This is a genomic window from Pseudomonas sp. IT-P74, from assembly GCF_949768175.1.
In the GTDB taxonomy this organism is placed as follows: domain Bacteria; phylum Pseudomonadota; class Gammaproteobacteria; order Pseudomonadales; family Pseudomonadaceae; genus Aquipseudomonas.
Window position 1 is genome coordinate 78,516 of sequence record NZ_CATKQD010000055.1, and the last position, 22,536, is coordinate 101,051.

Annotated in this window: 24 protein-coding genes; 10 read left to right on the forward strand and 14 right to left on the reverse strand. The window is 60.0% G+C overall.

Going from position 1 to position 22,536, the window contains the following annotated elements:
• Window positions 1-291 precede the first annotated feature (291 nt).
• A complete protein-coding gene (locus ACM6J5_RS20820) occupies window positions 292-1,158 on the forward strand; it encodes a carboxylate/amino acid/amine transporter (protein ID WP_217836047.1) in 867 nt (288 codons plus the stop codon).
• A 135-nt stretch (window positions 1,159-1,293) separates the two neighbouring features.
• On the opposite strand, the gene ACM6J5_RS20825 is transcribed toward ACM6J5_RS20820, so the two are convergent.
• Window positions 1,294-2,181, reverse strand: coding sequence for a LysR family transcriptional regulator (locus tag ACM6J5_RS20825; RefSeq protein WP_095944609.1), 888 nt, complete (start codon window positions 2,179-2,181; stop codon window positions 1,294-1,296).
• Window positions 2,182-2,339: 158 nt separating this feature from the next.
• Between ACM6J5_RS20825 and ACM6J5_RS20830 the strand changes: the two genes are divergently transcribed.
• Window positions 2,340-2,984, forward strand: coding sequence for a hydrolase (locus ACM6J5_RS20830; protein ID WP_095944608.1), 645 nt, complete (start codon window positions 2,340-2,342; stop codon window positions 2,982-2,984).
• Between the two features lie 127 nt (window positions 2,985-3,111).
• Here ACM6J5_RS20830 and ACM6J5_RS20835 read toward each other — a convergent pair whose 3' ends face one another.
• The gene (locus ACM6J5_RS20835; RefSeq protein WP_095944607.1) at window positions 3,112-4,410 is read right to left on the reverse strand and encodes a mechanosensitive ion channel family protein; all 1,299 of its coding nucleotides are present in this window, start codon (window positions 4,408-4,410) and stop codon (window positions 3,112-3,114) included.
• A 191-nt stretch (window positions 4,411-4,601) separates the two neighbouring features.
• Here ACM6J5_RS20835 and ACM6J5_RS20840 point away from each other — a divergent pair, with 191 nt between their 5' ends.
• Window positions 4,602-5,939, forward strand: coding sequence for a DEAD/DEAH box helicase (locus ACM6J5_RS20840; protein WP_414929249.1), 1,338 nt, complete (start codon window positions 4,602-4,604; stop codon window positions 5,937-5,939).
• 63 nt (window positions 5,940-6,002) lie between these two features.
• Here ACM6J5_RS20840 and ACM6J5_RS20845 read toward each other — a convergent pair whose 3' ends face one another.
• A complete protein-coding gene (locus ACM6J5_RS20845) occupies window positions 6,003-6,281 on the reverse strand; it encodes a hypothetical protein (RefSeq protein WP_095944606.1) in 279 nt (92 codons plus the stop codon).
• 176 nt (window positions 6,282-6,457) lie between these two features.
• Window positions 6,458-7,192: a DUF899 domain-containing protein gene (locus tag ACM6J5_RS20850; RefSeq protein WP_414929250.1), complete on the reverse strand. Its 735-nt coding sequence runs from the start codon at window positions 7,190-7,192 to the stop codon at window positions 6,458-6,460.
• Window positions 7,193-7,386: 194 nt separating this feature from the next.
• Here ACM6J5_RS20850 and ACM6J5_RS20855 point away from each other — a divergent pair, with 194 nt between their 5' ends.
• Window positions 7,387-7,779 carry a transcriptional regulator gene (locus ACM6J5_RS20855; protein ID WP_095944604.1) on the forward strand — a complete coding sequence of 131 codons (393 nt, stop codon included), beginning with the start codon at window positions 7,387-7,389 and terminating at the stop codon, window positions 7,777-7,779.
• 119 nt (window positions 7,780-7,898) lie between these two features.
• Here ACM6J5_RS20855 and ACM6J5_RS20860 read toward each other — a convergent pair whose 3' ends face one another.
• The 3 genes from ACM6J5_RS20860 to ACM6J5_RS20870 all read right to left on the reverse strand — a co-directional run bounded on the left by ACM6J5_RS20860 (window position 7,899) and on the right by ACM6J5_RS20870 (window position 9,962).
• Window positions 7,899-8,768, reverse strand: a complete 870-nt coding sequence (locus ACM6J5_RS20860; protein ID WP_414929251.1) for a DUF6279 family lipoprotein — start codon at window positions 8,766-8,768, stop codon at window positions 7,899-7,901.
• 77 nt (window positions 8,769-8,845) lie between these two features.
• Window positions 8,846-9,568 (reverse strand): TorF family putative porin, encoded by a 723-nt coding sequence (locus ACM6J5_RS20865; protein ID WP_414929252.1) that lies wholly within the window; start codon window positions 9,566-9,568, stop codon window positions 8,846-8,848.
• Window positions 9,569-9,773: 205 nt separating this feature from the next.
• A complete protein-coding gene (locus ACM6J5_RS20870) occupies window positions 9,774-9,962 on the reverse strand; it encodes a hypothetical protein (RefSeq protein WP_015096330.1) in 189 nt (62 codons plus the stop codon).
• Window positions 9,963-10,313: 351 nt separating this feature from the next.
• Between ACM6J5_RS20870 and ACM6J5_RS20875 the strand changes: the two genes are divergently transcribed.
• Together ACM6J5_RS20875 and ACM6J5_RS20880 are read left to right on the forward strand one after the other, a co-directional pair.
• The gene (locus ACM6J5_RS20875) at window positions 10,314-11,150 is read left to right on the forward strand and encodes a S1 RNA-binding domain-containing protein (protein ID WP_095944601.1); all 837 of its coding nucleotides are present in this window, start codon (window positions 10,314-10,316) and stop codon (window positions 11,148-11,150) included.
• Window positions 11,151-11,344: 194 nt separating this feature from the next.
• Entirely contained in the window at window positions 11,345-12,277 is a 933-nt protein-coding gene (locus ACM6J5_RS20880) for a DMT family transporter (protein WP_414929253.1), read from the forward strand.
• Here ACM6J5_RS20880 and ACM6J5_RS20885 read toward each other — a convergent pair.
• Window positions 12,222-13,403 (reverse strand): MFS transporter, encoded by a 1,182-nt coding sequence (locus ACM6J5_RS20885; RefSeq protein WP_414929254.1) that lies wholly within the window; start codon window positions 13,401-13,403, stop codon window positions 12,222-12,224. The genes ACM6J5_RS20880 and ACM6J5_RS20885 overlap by 56 nt on opposite strands.
• 104 nt (window positions 13,404-13,507) lie before the next feature.
• On the opposite strand from ACM6J5_RS20885, the gene ptrR reads away from it, so the two are divergent.
• Entirely contained in the window at window positions 13,508-14,401 is an 894-nt protein-coding gene (gene ptrR / locus ACM6J5_RS20890) for a putrescine utilization regulator PtrR (RefSeq protein ID WP_150673516.1), read from the forward strand.
• A 135-nt stretch (window positions 14,402-14,536) separates the two neighbouring features.
• Complete coding sequence (locus ACM6J5_RS20895; RefSeq protein ID WP_007914492.1) at window positions 14,537-14,665, forward strand: PA1414 family protein; 129 nt, start codon at window positions 14,537-14,539, stop codon at window positions 14,663-14,665.
• Window positions 14,666-14,751: 86 nt separating this feature from the next.
• Here the strand turns inward: ACM6J5_RS20895 and ACM6J5_RS20900 are convergent, their stop codons facing one another.
• The 6 genes from ACM6J5_RS20900 to speB all read right to left on the reverse strand — a co-directional run bounded on the left by ACM6J5_RS20900 (window position 14,752) and on the right by speB (window position 20,642).
• The gene (locus ACM6J5_RS20900; RefSeq protein WP_095944597.1) at window positions 14,752-15,003 is read right to left on the reverse strand and encodes a phosphopantetheine-containing protein; all 252 of its coding nucleotides are present in this window, start codon (window positions 15,001-15,003) and stop codon (window positions 14,752-14,754) included.
• 70 nt (window positions 15,004-15,073) lie between these two features.
• A complete protein-coding gene (locus ACM6J5_RS20905) occupies window positions 15,074-15,799 on the reverse strand; it encodes an MBL fold metallo-hydrolase (RefSeq protein ID WP_414929255.1) in 726 nt (241 codons plus the stop codon).
• A gap of 349 nt (window positions 15,800-16,148) precedes the next feature.
• Window positions 16,149-17,528 (reverse strand): sodium:solute symporter, encoded by a 1,380-nt coding sequence (locus ACM6J5_RS20910; protein WP_095944595.1) that lies wholly within the window; start codon window positions 17,526-17,528, stop codon window positions 16,149-16,151.
• Window positions 17,529-17,692: 164 nt separating this feature from the next.
• A complete protein-coding gene (locus ACM6J5_RS20915) occupies window positions 17,693-19,204 on the reverse strand; it encodes a purine-cytosine permease family protein (RefSeq protein WP_095944594.1) in 1,512 nt (503 codons plus the stop codon).
• A 55-nt stretch (window positions 19,205-19,259) separates the two neighbouring features.
• The gene (locus ACM6J5_RS20920; protein WP_414929256.1) at window positions 19,260-19,682 is read right to left on the reverse strand and encodes a YybH family protein; all 423 of its coding nucleotides are present in this window, start codon (window positions 19,680-19,682) and stop codon (window positions 19,260-19,262) included.
• 9 nt (window positions 19,683-19,691) lie between these two features.
• Window positions 19,692-20,642: an agmatinase gene (speB, locus tag ACM6J5_RS20925; RefSeq protein WP_008018246.1), complete on the reverse strand. Its 951-nt coding sequence runs from the start codon at window positions 20,640-20,642 to the stop codon at window positions 19,692-19,694.
• 348 nt (window positions 20,643-20,990) lie between these two features.
• Here speB and ACM6J5_RS20930 point away from each other — a divergent pair, with 348 nt between their 5' ends.
• Together ACM6J5_RS20930 and ACM6J5_RS20935 are read left to right on the forward strand one after the other, a co-directional pair.
• Window positions 20,991-21,884 (forward strand): LysR family transcriptional regulator, encoded by an 894-nt coding sequence (locus ACM6J5_RS20930; RefSeq protein ID WP_007972518.1) that lies wholly within the window; start codon window positions 20,991-20,993, stop codon window positions 21,882-21,884.
• A gap of 5 nt (window positions 21,885-21,889) precedes the next feature.
• A complete protein-coding gene (locus ACM6J5_RS20935; RefSeq protein WP_414929257.1) occupies window positions 21,890-22,486 on the forward strand; it encodes a tRNA-uridine aminocarboxypropyltransferase in 597 nt (198 codons plus the stop codon).
• The last annotated feature ends 50 nt before the right edge of the window (window positions 22,487-22,536 follow it).

Here is a 22,536-nt window from a genome sequence, read left to right on the forward strand (position 1 = left end):
CCTTCAAGCCTGTACGCGCATCGACCTCCCTTCGCACTTGTTGCTCCTGAGTGCTCTGGCCCGATTGAACGCTTTAGCGAGATCGGGCTTTTTTTTGCCTGCGATTTTATAGACACCCACGCAACCCTGTGGGAGCGAGCCTGCTCGCGAAAGCGTCGGCACATCCAGCCTCTATGCGTCTGACGCGCCGTCTTCGCGAGCAGGCTCGCTCCCACAGGTTTTGTGTTGGTTTAGCGTTCGCGATCAGCAGCAAAAACCGCTATCGTCGCCGCCATTCGAAATGAGGCGAGCATGGGCTATCTACTTTTTGTCACGCTGATCCAGGCGTTTTCCTTCAGTTTGATCGGCGAATACCTGGCCGGTCATGTCGACAGTTATTTCGCAGTCTTGGTACGAGTGCTGCTGGCGGGGCTGGTGTTCATCCCGCTGACCCGCTGGCGCTCGGTTGAGCCGGCGTTCATGCGCGGCATGCTGCTGATTGGCGCGTTGCAGTTCGGCGTGACCTACGTCTGCCTGTACCTGAGCTTCCGTGTACTGACGGTGCCGGAAGTGTTGCTGTTCACCATCCTCACACCGTTGCACGTGACCCTGATCGAAGATGCGCTCAATCGTCGCTTCAATCCCTGGGCCCTGGTCGCGGCGCTGGTGGCAGTGGCCGGGGCGGCGGTGATTCGCTTTGACCGGATCAACCCGGACTTCTTCATGGGCTTCCTGTTGCTGCAACTGGCCAACTTCACCTACGCCGCCGGGCAGGTGCTCTACAAACACCTGGTCGCACGCCACCCGAGTGATCTGCCGCATTACCGTCGCTTTGGCTACTTCTACCTCGGCGCACTGGCCGTGGCGTTGCCGGCGTTTCTGTTGTTCGGCAAGCAGAACTTCCTGCCCGAAGCGCCTTTGCAATGGGGCGTGCTGTTGTTCCTCGGCCTGGTCTCGACCGCTTTGGGGCTCTACTGGTGGAACAAGGGGGCGTGCATGGTCAACGGCGGGACGCTGGCGGTGATGAACAACCTGCATGTGCCGGTGGGTTTGCTGATCAACCTGTTGATCTGGAACCAGCATGAAGAACTGGGGCGGTTGTTGCTCGGCGGTTCGGTGATTTTGCTGGCGGTGTGGATCAGTCGGTTGGGTATACGCAAGCCTTTGGCCGTTCACTGAACCCTGGGTGACCCGATACCTCTGTGGGAGCGAGCCTGCTCGCGATGGCGGAGTGTCAGTCGACGAAGATGTTGCCTGATCCACCGCTTTCGCGAGCAGGCTCGCTCCTACAAGGGATTGCGTGATCTGCGAAAATCATTTCGGCGCCAATTGTCCCACCAGAAACTCGATGAACGCCCGGGTCTTCTGCGGCACCCGCCGCGCCGACGAATACACCGCGTTGATGGTGATCGCCGGAGCCTGCCATTCGCACAGCACCGGCACCAGCCGCCCGGCCGCCAGCGCATCCTCGACGATGAAGTCGGGCAGCAGGGCGATGCCCATGCCGGCTTCGGCCGCCTGGGCGAGCAGGTCGCCGTTGTTGGCGTGCAGTGGGCCGGTGACGTTCACCCGCTGGGTTTCCTTGCCATTGCACAGTTGCAGGCTGACACCGCTCTGCAGATACCCGTAGTTCAGGCATTGATGGGCGCGTAGATCCTGCGGAGTCTGCGGCACGCCCGCGCGCTCGAGATAAGCCGGGGACGCCACCATGATGCGCGGCGCGGGAGCCAGTTGCCGGGCGATCATCGTCGAGTCGGGCATGCTGGCGATGCGGATGGTCACGTCAAACCCGCCCCGCACGGGATCGACCTGCTGGTCGCTGAGCACCAGTTGCAGCTCGATGTTCGGGTGCTGTTCATGAAACAGCGGAATCAACGGCCCCAGCCGCCGAAGACCGAACGACATCGGCGCATTGACTCGCAACACACCGCGTAACTCGCCGATGCCGTCACGGGCCCGTTGCTCGGCCTCGTCCAGTGCCGCCAATACCTCCCGTGCCGCATCGAAATACTCGGCCCCGGCCTCGGTCAGGTGCAGGCTTCGGGTGGTGCGTTGCAGCAATTGCACGCCGATGGTTTCTTCCAATGCCTGAATCTGTTTGCTGACTTTCGAGCGCGGTACATCCATGGCCCGGGCAGCTGCGGCGAAGCCGTTTTCGCCGACCGTGACGACGAAGGCGCGCATGCATTCGATACGATCCATATTGTCCCTGTTTTGGAATCAATGATTCTCGATTTTAGGTAATTGTCCCTTTTATCGCCAGCCCCTAAAGTGACATCCAAGCCGACAACAACGCCGCTGAAGGCAAAGTCGACTAACCCCTTACCCATTCGAAGTATCGACATCAAAAGGAACGCGCCATGTCTATTCGTGAACTGCTCAACCCAACCAACTCCGCCCTGATCCTGATCGACCACCAGCCGCAAATGGCATTCGGCGTGCAATCTATCGATCGCCAGACCCTGAAGAACAACACTGTGGGCCTGGCCAAGGCGGCGAAGATCTTCGACGTGCCGACCATCTATACCTCGGTCGAAACTGAAAGCTTCAGCGGTTACATCTGGCCCGAATTGCTGGCTGTACACCCGGATCAAAAGCCGATCGAGCGCACTTCGATGAACTCTTGGGAAGACAAGGCATTGGTCGACGCGGTGAAAGCCACCGGTCGCAAGAAGCTGATCATTGCCGCGCTGTGGACCGAGGTCTGCCTGACTTTCCCGGCACTGGAAGCCCTGGCCGAAGGCTACGAGGTGTACATCGTCACCGACGCCTCCGGCGGCACCAGCAAGGAAGCCCACGACATGTCGGTGCAAAGGATGATTCAGGCCGGCGCGGTGCCGGTGACCTGGCAACAAGTGTTGCTCGAATACCAGCGTGACTGGGCGCACAAGGACACTTACGAGGCGGTGATGGAACTGGTGCTGGAACACAGCGGCGCGTACGGCATGGGCGTGGATTACGCCTACACCATGGTGCACAAGGCACCGCAGCGGCAGGTGAAGTAACCGAAAAATTATCGCGACACTTGTGGGAGCGAGCCTGCTCGCGATGAGGGAGGGTCAATCGACATCATTGTTGAATGACCCAACGCCATCGCGAGCAGGCTCGCTCCCACATTTGTTTTTTGTAGTGTCACACCCTGTGTTTTTCGGCTTCGGGAAGATAGCTAGCGCCCAACACCGCCGGCAATATCCCCGCACGCAGATCCGACCCGCTCGGTTGCTGATAAAGACTCAACCCAAACTCCGGCAGCACCGCCAGCAGGTAGTCAAAAATATCCCCCTGGATCCGCTCGTAGTCGGCCCACGCCGTGGTGCCGGTGAAGCAATAGATTTCCAGCGGAATACCCTGGGCCGTGGTCTGCATCTGACGCACCATGCAGGTCATGTTCGGCTGGATCCCCGGGTGACTCTTCAGGTAGGCCAGCGCATAGGCGCGGAAAGTACCGATGTTGGTCATCCGGCGGCGGTTGGCCGACATGGCCGCGACGTTGCCCTGGGCTTCGTTCCAGGCCTTGAGTTCGGCCTGTTTGCGGGTCATGTAGTCGGTGAGCAAGTGCACCTGGGACAGCTTGAGCTCTTCGTCGTCCCGCAGAAAGCGTACGCCGCTGGCGTCGATGAACAGGCTGCGTTTGATCCGGCGACCACCGGAAGCCTGCATGCCGCGCCAGTTCTTGAACGACTCGGACATCAGACGCCAGGTCGGGATCGAGACGATGGTCTTGTCGAAGTTCTGCACCTTGACCGTGTGCAGCGTGATGTCCACCACATCGCCGTCGGCGCCCACCTGGGGCATCTCGATCCAGTCGCCGACCCGCAGCATGTCGTTGCTGGTCAACTGCACGCTGGCGACGAACGACAGCAACGTGTCCTTGTAGACCAATAGAATCACCGCCGACATGGCACCCAGACCCGACAGCAGCAACAGCGGCGAGCGGTCGATCAGCGTGGCGACAATGATGATCGCGCCAAACACGTACAACACCATTTTCGCCAGTTGCACATAGCCTTTGATCGACCGGGTGCGGGCGTGCTCGGTGCGCGCGTAGATGTCCAGCAGGGCGTTGAGCAGGGCGCTGACCGCCAGCAACAGAAACAGGAAGGTGAAGGACAGGGCGACGTTGCCGAGGAAGTTCAGGCTGGTTTTGCTCAGGTCCGGCACCAGATTGAGGCCGAACTGGATCACCAGCGAAGGCGTGATCTGCGCCAGGCGATGGAACACCTTGTTCTGTAGAAAATCATTGACCCAGTGCAGGGCCGGCTGGCGGCTGAGCATTTTTGCCGCGTGCAGAATGAGGTAGCGCGCCACCCGTCCGAGGAACAGCGCAATTGCCAATAGCAGCAACAGCGACAGGCTGGAGTGCACGAGCGGGTGCTGGTCGAGAGCGCCCCAAAGGTCCAGAACGTTGGTCCAGAGCTGTTTGATATCCATGGTCGAAACGATTCTTCTGTAAGGCGCGAGAGGGGATTAGAGCATTTAAGACGCTTTGTATTACGTTTCGGGAAAAATCAGGCAACAAAAAACCAACTGTTTACCGTCATTTGTATAAAGAAACTCGGCCTGAGCGTTCGAAACCGTTACCCTATGCAGCTGTTTTTTTGCATTTCTTCGAGGTAGCACCCGTGTTTTCCCAATTCGCCCTGCACGAACGCCTGCTCAAAGCCGTGGCCGAGCTGAAATTTGTCGAGCCAACGCCTGTGCAAGCCGCGGCCATCCCGCTGGCGCTCCAGGGGCGTGACCTGCGGGTGACGGCGCAAACCGGCAGCGGCAAAACCGCTGCATTCGTTTTGCCGATCCTCAACCGTCTGATCGGCCCGGCGAAAATCCGTGTCAGTATCAAGACCCTGATCCTGCTGCCGACCCGCGAACTGGCCCAGCAGACCTTGAAAGAAGTTGAACGCTTCTCGCAGTTCACTTTCATCAAGTCCGGCCTGATCACCGGCGGCGAAGACTTCAAGGTCCAGGCCGCGATGCTGCGCAAGGTGCCGGACATCCTGATCGGTACGCCGGGCCGGATGATTGAGCAGTTGAACGCCGGCAACCTCGACTTGAAAGAAGTTGAAGTACTGGTGCTCGACGAAGCCGACCGCATGCTCGACATGGGCTTCGCCGAAGACGTTCAGCGTCTGGTGGACGAATGCACCAACCGTCAGCAGACCATGCTGTTCTCCGCCACCACCGGTGGTTCGGGCCTGCGCGAGATGATCGCCAAGGTCCTGAACAACCCTGAGCACTTGCAGCTCAACGCGGTCAGCCAGTTGAACGACACCACCCGCCAGCAGATCATCACCGCTGACCACAACCAGCACAAAGAACAGATCGTCAACTGGCTGCTGGCCAACGAGACCTACCAGAAGGCCATCGTCTTCACCAATACCCGGGCCATGGCCGACCGTATCTACGGCCGCCTGGTGGCGCAGGAATACAAAGCGTTCGTGCTGCACGGCGAGAAAGACCAGAAGGATCGCAAACTGGCGATCGACCGTCTGAAGCAGGGCGGCGTGAAAATCCTCGTGGCCACCGACGTTGCCGCTCGCGGTCTGGACGTGGACGGCCTGGACCTGGTGATCAACTTCGACATGCCGCGCAGCGGCGACGAATACGTGCACCGCATCGGTCGTACCGGTCGCGCCGGTAACGATGGCCTGGCCATTTCGCTGATCTGCCACGGCGACTGGAACCTGATGTCGAGCATCGAACGCTACCTCAAGCAGAGCTTCGAGCGCCGCACCATCAAGGAAGTCAAAGGCACCTACGGCGGACCGAAAAAGGTCAAGGCCTCGGGCAAGGCCGTCGGCGTGAAGAAGAAAAAGACCGACACCAAGGGCGACAAGAAGACTGCCGCCAAGACCCCGACCAAGCGCAAGAGCGCCAACCGGCCCAAGAGCGATTCCCTGGTCAGCAAGGACGGCATGGCCCCGCTCAAGCGCCGCAAGCCGGAAGCGCCGGCGGCTGAGTAAGTCGTTGTAGATGGCCTGTGAAAAACCCGGACAGTGTCCGGGTTTTTTTATGCCTGGCGTTTATCAGCCTTCGGTTTTCTTCTCGGCGGACTCCAACTCCTTCAGGCGTTGATCGATCAACTGGCATTTATCCGGCAAGTCCTTGGCCGCCGTCCCCAAGTCCATCTTCTGCAATTCGTCGTTGATCTCCTTGGCCTTGGTCGGGTTTTGCTCGGTGAGCCTGGCCACTTCCCGGGCCAGTTGTTCGCGCTTGGCGGTGGCTTCATCAAGGGTGCAGGCCCAGGCGGGCAGGGCGCAGGTGAGGGCAGCGGCGAGAGTGAGCGTCTTCAGCAGTGGTTTCATGGGGGCGGGCCTCAGCTCCGGTCAAGGCGGGTTAACCGGTTGAGCGTTGGCCCCTGGGGAAAGTTCAGTCTGTGATTGCCGGGGCCCCTTCGCGGGTAAGCACACAGGTTTTGTGAGCGCCACAGGAACTGTGGGAGCGTGGCTTGCCCGCGAAGGCCGCGCCTCGCTGTCTGGGGCTAACCACCATGACAGCAGCTCGACTTCTCCTGTTCCTCATATTTGTCATGATGTCGCACCCACTCCATGATTTCTTCTTCGTTGCGCCCCTTGGGCGTCAGGTCGAGGTAGTTGTAGGCGCCGACCAGCATGTCCAGGCCCCGGGCATAGGTGGAGTAGGTATGGAAAATTTCTCCGGCGTCATTGCGATAAAACACGCTGAGACCGGGGAGTTCTTCCTCGGCGCCGTCGGTTTTTTCGTAGTTGTACGTAGCCTTTCCGGCGGCGGCCTCTTCGGCTCGGGCACAGACGCCAAAGTCGTAGTTGAAATCGCATCCTGCCGAAGACACCCAGTCGAATTTCCAGCCCATACGCCGTTTGAAGGCCTGGAATTCAGCGAATGGTGCGTGGGAAACCGCCACCACGGCCACGTCATGGTGGGCCAGGTGCTGGTTGGCGCCGTCGATGTGATCGCTCAGGTAGGAGCAACCGGGGCAGCCCTCGTCCCAGCCCTCGGCGAACATGAAGTGGTAGATGACCAACTGGCTGCGTCCCCCGAACAGGTCCGCCAGTTTCAGTTCGCCGTCGGGCCCCTGGAAGTGGTAGTCCTTGTCGATTTTCACCCAGGGCAGGGCGCGACGTTCGGCGCTGAGCCTGTCCCTTTCCTTGGTGAAGGCTTTCTCGTGGGCCAGGTGCTGTTTGCGGGCGGCGAGCCATTCTTCCCGCGATACGACGGGATGGTTCTGAATGTTCATGTTGTTTTCTCCTGCGTGGGGCGGGGAGGTGACTTACACAGCCTAGTCGTTTGGCTTGCATGAAATTCGACATGCCGCCGGTCGGTCGTCTGCAAACGCCCGGCTGAACGGCGGCCGGGCGTACCGGTCACAACCTGTAAGGCCCGTTCAATTGCACGGGCATCAGTCGAACGGGTACCGGAGGTTGAATCAGGATGACGACTTACAACTGGGACTTGATTGAGCGCTTGCTGCATGAAGTGCAAAACAGTGCGGGCCACAGTTTCACGCCGCGGCCCTACGCCGAACAGCATGCCGCGCAGAAGGCCGCGGAAGGCGAGCCGATTGAAAATCTTGATCACTTGAAAACGATGGCTGGCGAGTACGAAAAGTTGCTGCTGGCGCGTGGCTATATCGAGCCGCGACCGGAAGACGAAGGTGGCACGGGCACCAATTACATATTGACGGCACGGGGTTCGCGTTTGTTGAGCCTGATCGACAGCAGTATTCCCGGCAATGATCACCCGCGGCAGGTGCTGGACGAACAAGAGGATGCGCTGAATGAAGTAACGTTTGATGAGGTGGCGTCAAAGGCGCAGATTGCCTGACGTGGTGTGATCCCCTGTGGGAGCGAGCCTGCTCGCGAAGAGGCCATCGAGTTCAACATGGTTGATAGTTAAGCCGTCTTCGCGAGCAGGCTCGCTCCCACATTGGTCTTGCGTTGTCCTCAGCTTTGTTTCGCTGCTTTCAGGCACTTCAGGTCGCTGAAGTCCTTCCTCACACCTTCAATTTTCTTCAGCAATCGTGCGCGCTGGTTCGGCGTGCTTTCGGCCATCAGATCCACGAACAGCGAACGTGCCTGGGCTTCGGTGTTGGCAAAGGTCTGTCGATAGGCGGGCGTCCACAAGCTCTCGCGATTGACCAGAAGTGTCTCGATGCGTTGTGGGAATTGCGGACTCTGGCGTTGCGCAATAGCCGCGCTGAACTGCTTTTGCCAATGGACCCGGTTGGCAAGCCACTGGGTGTTCTGCTCGCCCAGGGCGTTGGACCATGTGGCTACCCGCTGTTGCTGGGTAGTGCTCAGTGGCCCGAGCCAGTCGTTCAGGCGCTTCTCCATGCGCGCGCCGCGTTCCTTGATCTGCTGGTCGAGGGAAGGTTTGAGGTATTCCTGCTGGCGTTTGCGCTGGTCCTTGGCAAAGGCATCGTTCATTTCGGCGACCTGTTTATCATCCAGCCCTTGCAGCAACTCGATGGCTGACGGGGTGATTTCCCGCGCGGTTTCGGCGATCGCCTGTTCGGCTTCACGGGCACGGGCCTGCAAGGTGGCATCGGTGACCTGGTTGGTGGCGATCATGGCTTGCAGGCGGTCCAGCCAGTCGAGGTAGCCGGGCAGTTGGGTGGTGCAGTGCCAGCTCAGGTGTTCCTTCAGGCGTTCGTCCAGCCAGCTTTTCTGCTCGCCGTTCATGTCCAGATAGTCGCTGAGCGTCCACGGGATGATCACATCGAGATTGCGGTAGGCCAGGCCCACGCGGCTGCACGCGCCGAGGGCGAGGGAAACGCTCAGCACAACGATAATATGTTTGAACCAGCAGGACATGGGCGAATCCTTGCGAAAGCCAGTCTTCGGGGTCTGATTCTCATGTGAACCCGGGAGGCGTCCGGCAGTTCAGTCGATCAATAGAACGCATGTTCGGCCTTGAGCGTCACCAGCCCGTCGCATTGGTTGTTGTGCCCGGCATAGGCCGAGCAACCGCTGCCGCTCAGACTGGAGTCACTGTAGATCAGGTCGAGGTCGATGCCCATGAACGGTCGGGACAATTTCAGCGACCAATCGGTAAAGCTGCCTACATACCCGCCATCCACCGCCACTGGCGTATTGAATTGGTGGGTGGTGTATTTCAGGCTGATGCCGACACCGAACGGTTGATTGCCGCTCACGTCAGCGAACAGGGTGTTGTTCTGCTTGTCCGGGTCATTGCTGAAGGCGATGCCGAAACGGCTGCCGAGCAAGGTCAGGCCGCCGAACAGTTCCTGGCTGGCAGGGGTCGTGACTTCGGGGTAGCTGTAGCGGATCAGGCCCACTTCGTAGCCGAGGGTTTGGTCGAAGGGTTGTTTAAAACCCATGTAGGAATCGATTTCGAGGTCTTTTCCCGGGCTGATGCCCATGCTGGGCGACCATTGGCCCACATAGAAACCGCTGTCGTGGCTCAGGTCCAGGCCGCCGTGGAACGAGCCGACGGCCGAAGGCTTGACCAGGCCCTGGGCCATGCTGCGGGTGGGGCTGGTGCCGAGTTTGAGGTCGAAGGCACCCAGTTCACGCTGAAAGATTTGTGCGTGTGCCACGGAGCAGGCCAGCAGGCCACCGAGCAATGCCGATAGATGGAAAGGTTTGAACATGCGTCACTCCATGAACAGCGAGGACAGGCGGGTGGGCCCGCTGAAACGCTTGATCCAGACGTGTGCAAGGATACCGGCGAATGATCGGCAATGAAGGCCGTTCGTCGATTTACAGAGAATTGAAGGAGTGGCGCGGGAGTATCGAGGGTTCCAGTCCAAGCGCTTCGAAGCTCAAAGCGCTTTGGGACCAGGTGACGCGAGGGGATTACTTTTTGCCCAGGGTGATCTGCTTGGACGGGCCGAACGTCTGGCCGCTGACGCCTTTGGCAATTTGCTGGATTTCACCGCCGGACTTGAGGAACGCAGCGATCTGGCTGTTGATCGATTCGCTGGTTTCGACGGCTGGAGCTGGCTTTGCTTTGCTGGTGGATGCTTTTACGCGCATGGCGGCCATTAACCTGTAGAAAATTAACTTGGCCAGGCATCGTACAGGAATTACCAGATAATTGCTTGGCAAATATCCCCTCGGTATATCCGTGAGGGCGGGGTAACCAGTCACCGGCCAATATTCGAAATATGCACCTAAGCCGCTGTTTTAACTAATAACATTGCCTGAAAAAATACCGCGTCACGCTTGCCTGGGCATGGCGTAAATGCCCGGATCGGCCTGACGAGCGGCCAGGCGCGGTATGAAACCCCGGGAAAATTAAGGGTTTCAGAGGATTTTCTCGCGCCACCGGGCCGGCTGCCGAACGCGGCGCTTAAAACCGGGTAGAATGCCGCCCACGCAATGAGGGTATTGGACATGGCTTTAGTCGGGCGTTACAACAGTTTACAAGTGGTTAAACACACTAACTTCGGTTTATATCTGGACGGTGGCGCGGATGGCGAAATCCTTCTGCCTAATCGTTATATTCCAAAAGATATTCCTAGCGAAGATGAAGACTGGCTCAACGTTTTTATTTATCTGGACAGCGATGACAAACTCATCGCAACTACTGAAAAACCGAAAGTTCAAGTCGGTGAATTCGCCAGTTTGAAAGTTGTTGAAGTCAACAGCATCGGCGTATTCCTGGACTGGGGGTTGCCGAAAGACCTGTTGCTGCCGTTCTCCGAAGAGAAGCGTCAGATGACGGCGGGCGAGTATGTGGTTGTGCATGTCTATCTCGACAAGCACACCCGTCGCATCACCGCGACCGCGCGCCTGGACCGCTACCTGGACAAAACCCCGGCCAACTACACCGCGGGCCAGGAAGTGGATCTGCTGGTGGCCGAAGCCACGGACATGGGCTTCAAGGCCATCATCAACAACAAGCATTGGGGCCTGATCCACAAGAACGAAATCTTCAAGTTCATGCGCGCCGGTAAAGAAGAAAAGGGCTTCATCAAGGAAGTTCGCGCCGACGGCAAGATCAGCCTTAGCCTGCAGCCGGTCGGCCAGGAAGCGGCCACCAGCCTGAACTCGAAGATCCTCGCCAAGTTGCGCGAAAACAACGGCAGCCTGGCGGTGAGCGACAAGAGCGATCCGGCGTTGATCAGCAGCCTGTTCGGTGTCAGCAAGGGCAACTTCAAGAAGGCCATCGGTGCGTTGTACAAGAATGGCCAGATTGTCATTCATGCCGATCGCATTGAACTCAGTTGATGCGCTGACAATACAGAGGGCCAGGATGGCGCAGGCAGAGAAGTAGAGGTCTCTGGCAGGCGGCATTTTCTGGTCTTCTGGTCAATAATCGACAATATGATTCTTCGCCCCGGTGTTTTCTTTTCAACGAGAAGGTCGGGGCTTTGCTTTTACTGCCGAGTCTTTGCCATGGATTGTGTCTTCGAGGTGTTCCGGTGAGCGCCACCCGGCGCAGCGCCGACGGGTTTGCCCTGCAAGTGATGGTCGGGTTGTGCCTGGTCTGGGGCGTGCAGCAGGTGATGATCAAGTGGGCGGCGTCCGATATTGCGCCGGTGATGCAGGCGGCCGGACGTTCCGGTATGTCGGCGTTGCTGGTCGGGCTGCTGATCTGCTGGAAGGGCGGCTGGAACCAGGTGGGTGCGACCTGGCGCGGCGGTCTGTTGGCCGGTGCCTTGTTCGGCCTGGAGTTCTTCTTCATTTCCGAAGGCCTGCAACTGACCACGGCGGCGCACATGTCGGTGTTCCTCTACACGGCCCCGATCTTCACCGCATTGGGGGTGCACTGGTTGCTGCCCAGTGAGCGTTTGCGGCCGTTGCAATGGCTGGGGATTGTCCTGGCGTTTATCGGGATTGCGATTGCGTTTGCCGGTGGGGTGTCCTGGGACAACCTTGATTACCGCATGTTGATGGGCGATGCCCTGGGCGTGCTGGCGGGGGCCGCCTGGGGCGCGACCACGGTGGTGGTGCGCGCTTCGCGCCTGTCGGAAGCGCCGGTGACCCTGACGCTGTTCTATCAGTTGATTGTCGGCTTCTTCGGCCTGTTGTTGATTGCGCTGCTCAGCGGCCAGATCACCCATGTCAGCCTGACCAGCGTGGCGGTGGCCAGTGTGCTGTTTCAAGGCGTGGTCGTGTCGTTCTTCAGTTACCTGATCTGGTTCTGGCTGCTGCGCCGTTACCTGGCGGCCAACCTCGCGGTGTTTTCGTTCATGACGCCGTTGTTCGGCGTCACCTTCGGTGTGGTGCTGCTCGGCGAGGAACTGAGCCTGAACTTCGTCATCGGTGCCGTGCTGGTATTGGCGGGCATCACTTTTGTCAGCGCCGAACAGTGGTTGCGCCGTCGTTTACGCAAAGCCCTCGGGCAGCACTGACCGGCGCGAGCAACAGACCGCCGGCGATCAACAGGCCGCAGCCGGCGACCACCAGTGCCGGCTGCAAACCACCACTGAAATGACTGCTCAGCGCCGCCAGCAATGGCCCGCTCAGTTGACCCACGGCAAAGCAGGCTGTCAGCAGGCCGGCATTGCGCTGGGTGGCGTGGGGCGCCAGTTCCCGGGAGCGTTGCATCACCAGTTGCATGCAGGCCAGGAACGGCGTGCCGCACAGGATCACACCCAATGCCAGACCCGGCCCGTTGCCCAGCAGGCAGGCAAACACGCCAGCGGCTTGCAGCCATAACGTCGCCATCAACCAGTGACCCGTGGCGCCGGATTTTTGCCGCCGCAGACCCACCAGCACCACGCCGGTTGCCGCCGCCAAACCAAAGCATGGCCAGAACAGGTCGGCCTGCCATTGGCCATGAAATTGCGCGTTGGCCATTTGCGACAAAAAGGTCGCCGGAATGATGTAGCCCAATCCGTACAAGGCGTAGATCCAGCCAAGACGAGCGATGCCTTGATTGCCCGACGCGCTGGCGCCGGGTGCCGCCGTCGCGGTGACACCCGGTTGTGGCAGGAACGGCAAGATCCCCAGCAACATCGTCAGCCCTGCGGCGGCGTACACCAGCCACAAGGTGGCGGACGTCTGGCCCAGCAGATTCGAGCCCAGGGCCAGCAGACCTGTCAGAAAAATCCCCAAACCCGGCCCGGCGAAGACCAGGGCACCGAGTCGAGGACGACCGGCCGCTGCCGCGAGTGGCTGGCTCAGGGCGGTAATCATCACCAGCACCCAGGCGCTGGCCACGCCGGTGCCGAAGCGCAGCAGCAGGTGCGACCAGAAACCATTGGCCCAGAACGACGCCAGGGTCAGCAGCACGCAGAGCCACAATCCGCCGAGCAAGCGCCGACGCACTTGCGCGGGACGCCGGGAAAACATGGCGTCCACCGCACCAATGAAATACCCGAGGTAGTTGGCGGCGGCAATCAGCCCGGCGGCGGTCAGGTCGATCTGGCCTTCGCTGAGCAGGTGCGGCAGTTGCGGTGTCAGGGCAAAACGGCCGATGCCCATGGCCATCATCAGGGCAACGAAACTGGCGGATAAGCGGATCAAGGGAGACATGGTCTGGATTCCGTTCAGAGGATCGATGACCGTCAGGCTAGGACTGATTGACTTTCTTTAAAAATGAATAATAGTGAGTAACTTGTTCTTTTTTGGAGAATGTCGTGGAGTTCAGCCAATTGCGCATCTTCCAGGCGGTGGCGGAGGAAGGGTCGATAACCCGTGCCGCCGAACGGCTGCATCGAGTGCCGTCGAACCTGTCGACCCGGCTCAAACAGCTGGAAGAGCAACTGGGCGTCGAACTGTTCCTGCGCGAACGTCAGCGTTTGCAGCTGTCGCCTGCGGGAAAAGTCTTGCTGGACTACACCGCCAGGCTGTTTGCCTTGCGCGACGAAGCCAGCGCGGCAGTGCAAGGCGGGCAACCGGCGGGCGACTTCGTACTCGGCACCATGTACAGCACGGCGGCGATTCACCTTCCGGGGCTATTGGCGCACTACCACCGTTTGTATCCGGCAGTGAACCTGCAAGTACAGTCCGGGCCCAGTGGTGAATTGCTCGAAGGCCTGCTCACCGGTCGACTTGATGCGGCGCTGGTGGATGGCCCCCTGGAACTGGCCGGGCTCGACGGGGTGCCCTTGTGCGACGAGCGCCTGGTGCTGATCAGCGAGGCCGACCATCCGCCCGTGCGCAGCGCGCTGGATGTGGAGGGGCGTTCGGTGTTCACCTTTCGCCAGGGCTGCTCCTACCGCATGCGCCTGGAGGCCTGGTTCGCCCATGACCATGCGGCCATGGGCCGGGCGATGGAGATCGAGTCTTACCCGGGGATGCTGGCATGCGTGATTGCTGGTTCCGGTGTAGCGCTGATGTCGGAGTCGATGCTCGCCAGTCTGCCAGGCCGTGAGAGTGTGGCCGTGCATCCGTTGGCCGAGCCGTTCGCCAGCGCTACTACCTGGCTGATGTGGCGCAAAGGCATGGTCGGGGCCAATCTGAACGCCTGGATCGAGCAGCAACAGCTGGTTTTTCCGCCGGCACGGGTACGGTCACGGGAAATTGCCTGAACACAGGCTGATTGTGATGGATTCAGTAACAGATCATTGTGACTTTGCGCGAGCATTGCGTAGGACTTCGGACTATTATCTGTACGAAGGGGCTACAGAACTTTGGCCGCTCGGCACTACCCTGAAGGGGGCACCATGAAAGAGAAAATCCAAAACTGGCTGCATGACCTGGGCGTCGCTCTCGGTTTGATCGAGCCGCCTTTGCAACCCGTGCCAATTCGTACTGATGACGAACAACGTCGGCGCCAGCAGCGACGCCGGTAATGGCAGATAACATCTGACAGGTGAAAGGTTTCCTGTGGCGAGGGAGCAAGCTCCCTTGCCGCTTCGTGTACGTTTGATCACCCGCCTTAGTAGCGCTCGATCTCCAGCAAAAACCGGCTCAAATCATTCGCCGTCCTGGCGGTCTTGAGCATCCGGTCTTCCTCCACCGTAAATGCCGTGACACCCAGTTCATCTTCCAGATGGAAGATCAGCTCTTCGATGTCTTTTTTATCCAATCCCAACTGCGCCAGGCTGGCGTTGTCGTCGAAGTCATCCCGACCTTCCAGCAGGCGGCTGATGTAGCGATGTACGACAGCACGAAGGGCAGCTTCTTTCATGATGGTTCTTCGAGGCGGTGGGTGTCGTTCTCCCTGCCGGTGCAGTTCCTGCCGTTGAGTACAGCAGGATTTAGCCGTGTGAGCGCTGCCACTCGTCAATCATATTGCGCAAATGTTCCCCGGAAAAACTGCCGAAATGCCCGCCGTGCACCGTGCGGATCGATAACGCGTGCAAGCGTCGCAGGCTGCGGGCGTAGTCATCGAGGTTGGAGTGGTAGGCGTCTTCGATCAGCGGGCCGTCGTAGATGATGTCGCCGCTGAACAAGGTCTCGGTGGCGGCTTCGTACAGGCAGATGCCACCCGGCGAGTGTCCCGGTGTGTGCACGACCTGCAACACCCGATTGCCCAGGTCCAGCACATCTCCGTCTTCGACAAAACCCGTCGCCGGTGCGGCCTTGACCCGGTACTCGGCGTAGCACAGCGGGCAATCGGGGTGCGCCTCGAACATGTCGTCGCCGACGAAGGCTTTGCTCAGGTCGTTGTCGCCATCGGGCGCGGCGAGAATGTCCGCCTCGGCCGGGTGCACCAGTCGTTCCGCGAATTCGTGATGGCCGGCGATGTGATCGAAATGGCAGTGGCTGGCCACGGCCACCAGCGGCCGTTCGGTGATCCACGGCAGTTGCTCGCGCAGACTGACCAGGCCCGAACCGCTGTCGAGCAGCAGGTCTTTTTCACGGCCCTGGATGTGCCAGAGGTTGCAGCGGTAGAAAGGCCGGATGTACGGCTCGTGGATCAAGCGGATGCCATCGCAGAGATGTTTGACTTCGAACCACTGATCGCGGCTGACGATCTTCATGTGCAGTTTCCTTCAGACGAAAAAAAACGGGTGTGGCAAGTGGGCGTGTCCTCCCTTATTTCATGCGTCGCGCCGGATCTGATGTCGTGCAGGGCAAGGCGCGAGGAGCGTGGTTTGGTTGTTCCAAATAAGGTCCGAGCAACGCAGCCCTGCACGACATCAGATCCGGCCCTTCGGGTTGTGCCTAAAAGCGAGCTAGGCTGTGTTGCAGTCCTTGGCAAGGAAACGACCCTTACCTACGGACTGCGCCTTGCCTAGCTCGCTTTTAGGCGCAACGCGGCGCATGAAATAAGGGAGGACACGCCCGTGCCACACCCGTCGAAGAAAGCATCAAGTCGTTATGTACAGCTTAGGCAGCGTTGGCCTCAGTCACCGGGCGAGGGGACAGCAGGCTGACCAGCACGAAGCTCACCAGGCTTACGCCGAGGCTGAAGTAGATCGGCGAGTTGGCATCCATTCCGTCCTTGAACATGAATATCAGGGCGGTAATAAAGCCCAATGCCATGGCGGCGATTGCACCGGCCGTGGTGGCGCGTTTCCAGAAGATCGCACCCATCAGCGGGATCAGCATGCCGCCTACCAGCAGGTTGTAGGCCAGAGTCAGCGCGCTGATGACGTCATTCACCACCAATGCGATGCCCAGCACGACAATGCCGGTCAGCAGGGTGAACAAGCGGTTGGTAGCAATGTTCGACTCTTTACCACCGCGCAGCTTTGGCAGCAGGTCTTCGGTCAAGGTGGTGGACGCGGCCAGCAAGCCGGCGCTGGCGGTGGACATCATGGCCGCCAGGGCCGCAGCGATCACCAGGCCACGGATGCCGTCCGGCAGCGAGACTTTGACGATAGCGGCGAAGGCGTTGTTGACGTTGTCCAGGTCCGGGATCAGCACGTGTGCAGCCATACCGATCAGTGCGCAAACCAGGCCGTAGATGATGCAGTAGATACCGGCCGAAGTACCGGCGTACTTCGCCACTTTTTCGCTTTTGGCGGTGAACACCCGTTGCCAGATGTCCTGACCGATCAGGATGCCGAAGAAGTAAATCATGAAGTAGGTGATGATGGTGTCCCAGCCAATGCTGGTGAAGCTGAAGCTGGCGGCCGGCAATTGCGCGACCAGTTGATCCCAGCCACCCACGCGGAACAGGCAGATCGGCAGAAGCAGGAACATCAGGCCGACGGTCTGGATACCGAACTGCACAATATCGGTCAGGGTCAGCGACCACATGCCGCCGATGGTCGAGTAGATGACGACGATACCGCCACCCACCAGTACCGAGACCCAGAATGGCAGGTCGAACAGCACTTGCAGTACGGTGCCGATGGCCAGGATTGAAACCACGCCGATCATCAGGGCGTAGGCCAGCATGATAGTCGCGCTGGCGGTGCGGGCCATTGGGTTATAGCGTTTTTCCAGCACCTGGGTGACGGTGAACACTTTCAGTTTCAGCAAAGGTTTGGCGAGGAACAGGTTCAGCGCGATGATCCCGCAACCCAGTGCGGCGCAGAGCCAGAAACCGGAGATGCCGTGCACGTAGCCCAGACGCACGGTGCCCACGGTGGATGCACCGCCGAGGACGGTGGCGGCCATAGTGCCCATGTACAGGCTCGGGCCGAGGTTACGACCGGCGACCAGGTAGTCCTCGTGGGTCTTGGCCTTGCGCATGCCGTAGTAGCCGAGTATCAGCATTGCGGCGGCGTAGATGAGTACGACGAATAAATCCAAAGCCATTATGGCGTGTCTCCGATTGTCTTTTTTATGGTGGAACAAAGATGGTTCTGTGGGCTAGGTCTCTGTGGGAGCGAGCCTGCTCGCGATTGCGATTTGTCAGTCACATCAATGTCGGATGTGCCGCAGTCATCGCGAGCAGGCTCGCTCCCACAGGTGGATCTGTGTCAGGCGGGCTGACGTAGTTCAGGCTTTGCCATGGTGCTTGCGCCCTTGCTGCGAGAATCGTTCGGACCGAACACTGCGCTCGACTCCGGGAACAGGCTCAGCAGCGCCAGGTACACCAGCGAGGCCAGGCCCAGGGTCACCGGCAGGCTGATGTCGATACCACCGGCCATTTCGCCCAGCGGCCCGACAAACTGACCCGGCAGGTTCACGAAGCACAGGCCGACGGCCGCGCTCGGGATCCAGGCGCCCAGGCCACGCCAGTTCCAGCCGTGGGTGAACCAGTAGCGGCCACCTTTCTCGCCGCGGGTGAACACTTGCAGGTCATCCGGGCAGTAGAAACCGCGACGCACCAGCAGGCCGATGATCATGATCACCATCCACGGGGTGGTGCAGGTGATGATCAGCACGGCGAAGGTCGACACGCTCTGCACCAGGTTGGCCGCGAAGCGCCCGATGAAGATGAAGGCAATCGACATCACACCGATCAGCAGCGTGGCCTTGACCCGCGACAGCACCCGTGGGAATACGCTGGACATGTCCAGGCCGGTGCCATAGAGCGAAGTGGTACCAGTGGACATGCCACCAATCACCGCGATCAGGCACACCGGCAGGAAGAACCAGCTCGGTGATACCGCCAGCAGGCCGCCGACATAGTTGTTGGCCACGATGTAGTCCGGTGCCTTGACCGCTACGATGGTGGCGGTGACGAGGCCGAACAGGAACGGGATGAAGGTTGCGATCTGCGAAATCACCACCGCCGCCATGATGCGGCGCTTGGAGGTGTCACGCGGAATGTAGCGCGACCAGTCGCCGAGGAACGCACCGAAGGAAATCGGGTTGCTCATGGCTACCAGCGCAGCGCCGATGAACGCCGCCCAGAAACCGGGTTGGCCCATGTTGACGGTGCCGGCGTAGTTCACATCGAAGGGACCGGCGAAGGCGAAGGCGCCCAGCAGGAACAACAGGCTGGCACTCCACACCGCGATCTTGTTGACCCACAGCAGGAAGCGGAAGCCATAGATGCACACGGTCAGTACCAGGATCGCGAACAGACCGTAGGCCAGGCCCAGGGTCAGGTCGGTTTCCGGCAGGCCGATCAGGCGTTTGGCACCACCGATCAGCGCATCCCCCGAACTCCACACCGAGAGCGAGAAGAAGGCGATGGCGGTCAACAGCGACAGGAACGAACCGACGATCCGCCCGTGCACGCCGAAGTGCGCACCGGACGACACGGCGTTGTTGGTGCCGTTGATCGGGCCGAACAGGCCCATTGGCGCGAGGATCAGCGAACCCAGCAATACGCCCAGCACAATCGCCCAGACGCCCGCCTGGAAAGACAGGCCGAACAGTACCGGGAAGCTGCCGAGGACGGCGGTTGCAAAGGTGTTGGAACCACCGAAGATCATCCGGAACAAGTCCGTCGGGCCTGCGGTGCGTTCGCTGTCCGGGATCTGTTCGACCCCGTGGGTTTCAATTTGCGTAAGGCTTTGGTCGTTGTTGTTGTTATTCATGATCAGCTCCGATCATAAAGGCGCGCTCATCGTGCGTGAGCGTCACCTGTGTTGGCTAAGGGGTTGGCAGCCCTTCCGGCATCGCGGACAAATGTTCGTGGCAGGCCAGCCATAGGCCTTGTTGTTCTTGGCCAGACGCTTGTTTCTTGAAAACAATCGTCTCGCGCTCCTGGCTGAAGTGTTGCTCCCCTTGCATGCGCAACTCGGTGGCGACGTTATGGATGAAAATCGCCACGTCACCCAGCAGGCTGACGAAAGCGTTGCTTGAGGTGCACGAGAGCACCTCGAAGCCATCCTCGGCGCGCCAGCTGTCCCACATCGCCTGATAGGCGTCGCGCGACAGCAGGGGCTGTTCGAGGGTGTAGAAGACGAAGCTGGCTTCAAAGCTGAATGCGCCGAAGTAGGCTTCGCGATCGTTACGGGCAAAAGCGGACACCAGATCGGCGGCGGCTTTCAAGACCTGATCACGTTCATTCATGACCAATCCTCAGCGGTGGACTACGCCAGGCAGTACGCAGAGCATTTCGTACAGCAGGTTGGCGGCCAGCAGCGAGGTGTTACCGGTGGTGTCGTAAGCGGGGGAGACTTCTACCAGATCGCAACCGACCAGGTCGAGGCCTTGGCAGCCACGAACGATCTCGATTGCCTGAATGGTCGTCAGACCGCCGATTTCCGGGGTGCCGGTGCCAGGCGCCCAGGCCGGGTCAATGCCGTCGATGTCGAAGCTGAGGTAAACAGGACCGCCGCCGACTTTCTCGCGAACTTCAGCCATCAAGGGCTCCAGCGATTTGTGCCAGCACTCTTCGGCCTGAACCACACGGAAGCCCTGGTTGCGGCTCCAGTTGAAGTCGTCAGCGGTGTAGCCCTGGGCGCGCAGGCCTATCTGCACGACACGGTCCGGGTCCAGCAGGCCTTCTTCGACGGCGCGGCGGAAGGTGGTGCCGTGGGCGATCTTCTCGCCGAACATGTGATCGTTCACATCGGCGTGAGCGTCGATGTGAACCAGGCCGACCTTGCCGTGCTTCTTATGGATGGCACGCAGGATCGGCAGGGTGATGGTGTGGTCGCCGCCCAGGGTCAGGGGGATCACGTTGTGTTCGAGGATGTCGTCGTAGGCTTCTTCGATGATGCGTACGGCGTCCAGCAGGTTGAAGGTGTTGATCGCCACGTCGCCGATGTCGGCAACCGACAGCGAGTCGAACGGCGCAGCACCGGTGGCCATGTTGTAAGGACGGATCATCACCGATTCGGTGCGGATGTCGCGAGGCCCGAAGCGGGTGCCGGGGCGCAGCGAGGTACCGATGTCCAACGGCACGCCAACGAAGGCAGCGTCCAGGCCGGCAGCGGTATTCAAATGGGGGAGTCGCATCATGGTGGCGATGCCGCCGAAGCGCGGCATTTCGTTGCCGCCCAGTGGTTGGTGAAGAATCTTGTCCACGGGTAGGGCCTCATCGTCGTTGTTTTATTTATTGGTTTGCGCCGTTCACGGGAGTACGGACGAACCTTGTGGCGCCGATTCTGCGAAATGTAGTGCCCGGGAAGAATCGCTACGGGCAAATACTTAGTTCAGATTTTTCTAAACTAATGACTGGGACAGCGATAGACTTCCCTCCATACGCAAAACCCGATGCCAGGAGCAAACCCTGTGGGAGCGAGCCTGCTCGCGATGGCGGCGGGTCAGTCAACATTGATGCTGATTGTCATGGCCTCATCGTGAGCAGGCTCGCTCCCACAAGGTTCTCTATTGATTCGAGTACTACGTGTCACCCCGAGACCGGAGCATTCCATGGCCAACGCTTTACCCGACCTGAAACTATTGCGCATCTTCGTCAGCGTGGTGCGCCATCAGGGGTTCGCCAACGCCCAGCAGGAGCTCAATCTCTCGACGTCGGCCATCAGCACCTACATGAGCCAGCTCGAAGCAGCCCTCGGCCTGGTGCTCTGCCATCGCGGCCGTGGCGGTTTCAGCCTGACCAGCAAGGGCGAGCTGTTCCATCAGGAAACCCTGCGTCTGTTGGGCGAGCTCGAAGGCTTCGAGCAGTACGCCGCCGCCCTCAAGGGCGAGTTGCGCGGTACCTTGAACCTGGGGGTGATCGACTCCACCGTCAGCGACAAGGCCCTGCCGTTCGCCGAAGCCATCGGCGCCTACAGCCAGGAACACCCGGCCGTGCATTTGCACCTGTCGGTGATGAGCCCTTACGAATTGCAACTCGGCGTGCAGGACAACCGCCTCGACCTGGCCATCGGCGCGTTTTCCACGCGCATGAGCGGTCTGGTGTACATGCCGCTGTACCGTGAACAACACTGGTTGTATTGCAGCACGCGGCATCCACTGTTCAACGAGCGGCGCATCCCCGAGCAAGTCATCACCCAGCAACGCATGGTCGGTCGTGGCTATTGGAGCCAGGCCGAACTGGCGCGCCACGGCTTCAAGCACAGCGCCGCGACAGTAGAAAGTATGGAGGCCCAATTGATTCTGGTGCTGTCCGGCGCCTACATCGGCTACCTGCCGGAGCACTACGCCCAGGCCTGGGCCGACAAGGGGGACTTGCGGGTGTTGCTGCCGGCGACCTTCGGTTATCAGGCGCCGTTCTCGATGATCGTGCGTCGGGGCCGTAGCCGCGAGCCGCTGATCCAGACCTTCCGTGATCTGCTCAAAGCACAACTGAATCAGGCGTAAAGACGATGTCCAGAATTCAATGTCCGCGTTGCCTGCGCCCGCAAACTCATTGTCTGTGCCCGTTGATTCCCAACCTCGACAGCCGCACCCGGGTGCTGTTGTTGCAGCATCCGAGCGAAGTGAACCATGCGCTGAATACGGCGCGGTTGGCGGCGTTGGGCTTGAACAATGCCGAGTTGATCGTGGGCGAAGTGTTCGAGGATTTGCCGACGTTGTTGAATCAACCGGGGTATCGGGCGCGGTTGCTGTTTCCCGGCGAAGATGCCCAACCGATGCAGGCTTGTGCCGCGACAGACGAACCCTTGCTGCTGGTGGTCCCCGACGGCACCTGGCGCAAGGCGCGCAAGATACTGCACCTCAATCCGCTGCTGGCGGCATTGCCGAGGGTGACGCTGGCCGAAGGCGGTGTGTCCCGTTATCGACTGCGCAAGGCGCCGGGGCCGGGGGCGTTGTCGACGGTGGAGGCGATTGTGCAGGCGCTGGAAATCCTCGAAGCGCCGGCGATGTTTACGCCGTTGCTGAAGCCGTTCGAGGCGTTGATCGAGGGGCAGATTGCGGCGATGGGGGAGGAGGTTTACCAGCGTAACCATGGGTCAAAATAGTCGGTGCCTGTCAGGGCCCCATCGCGAGCAGGCTCGCTCCCACAGGGGAT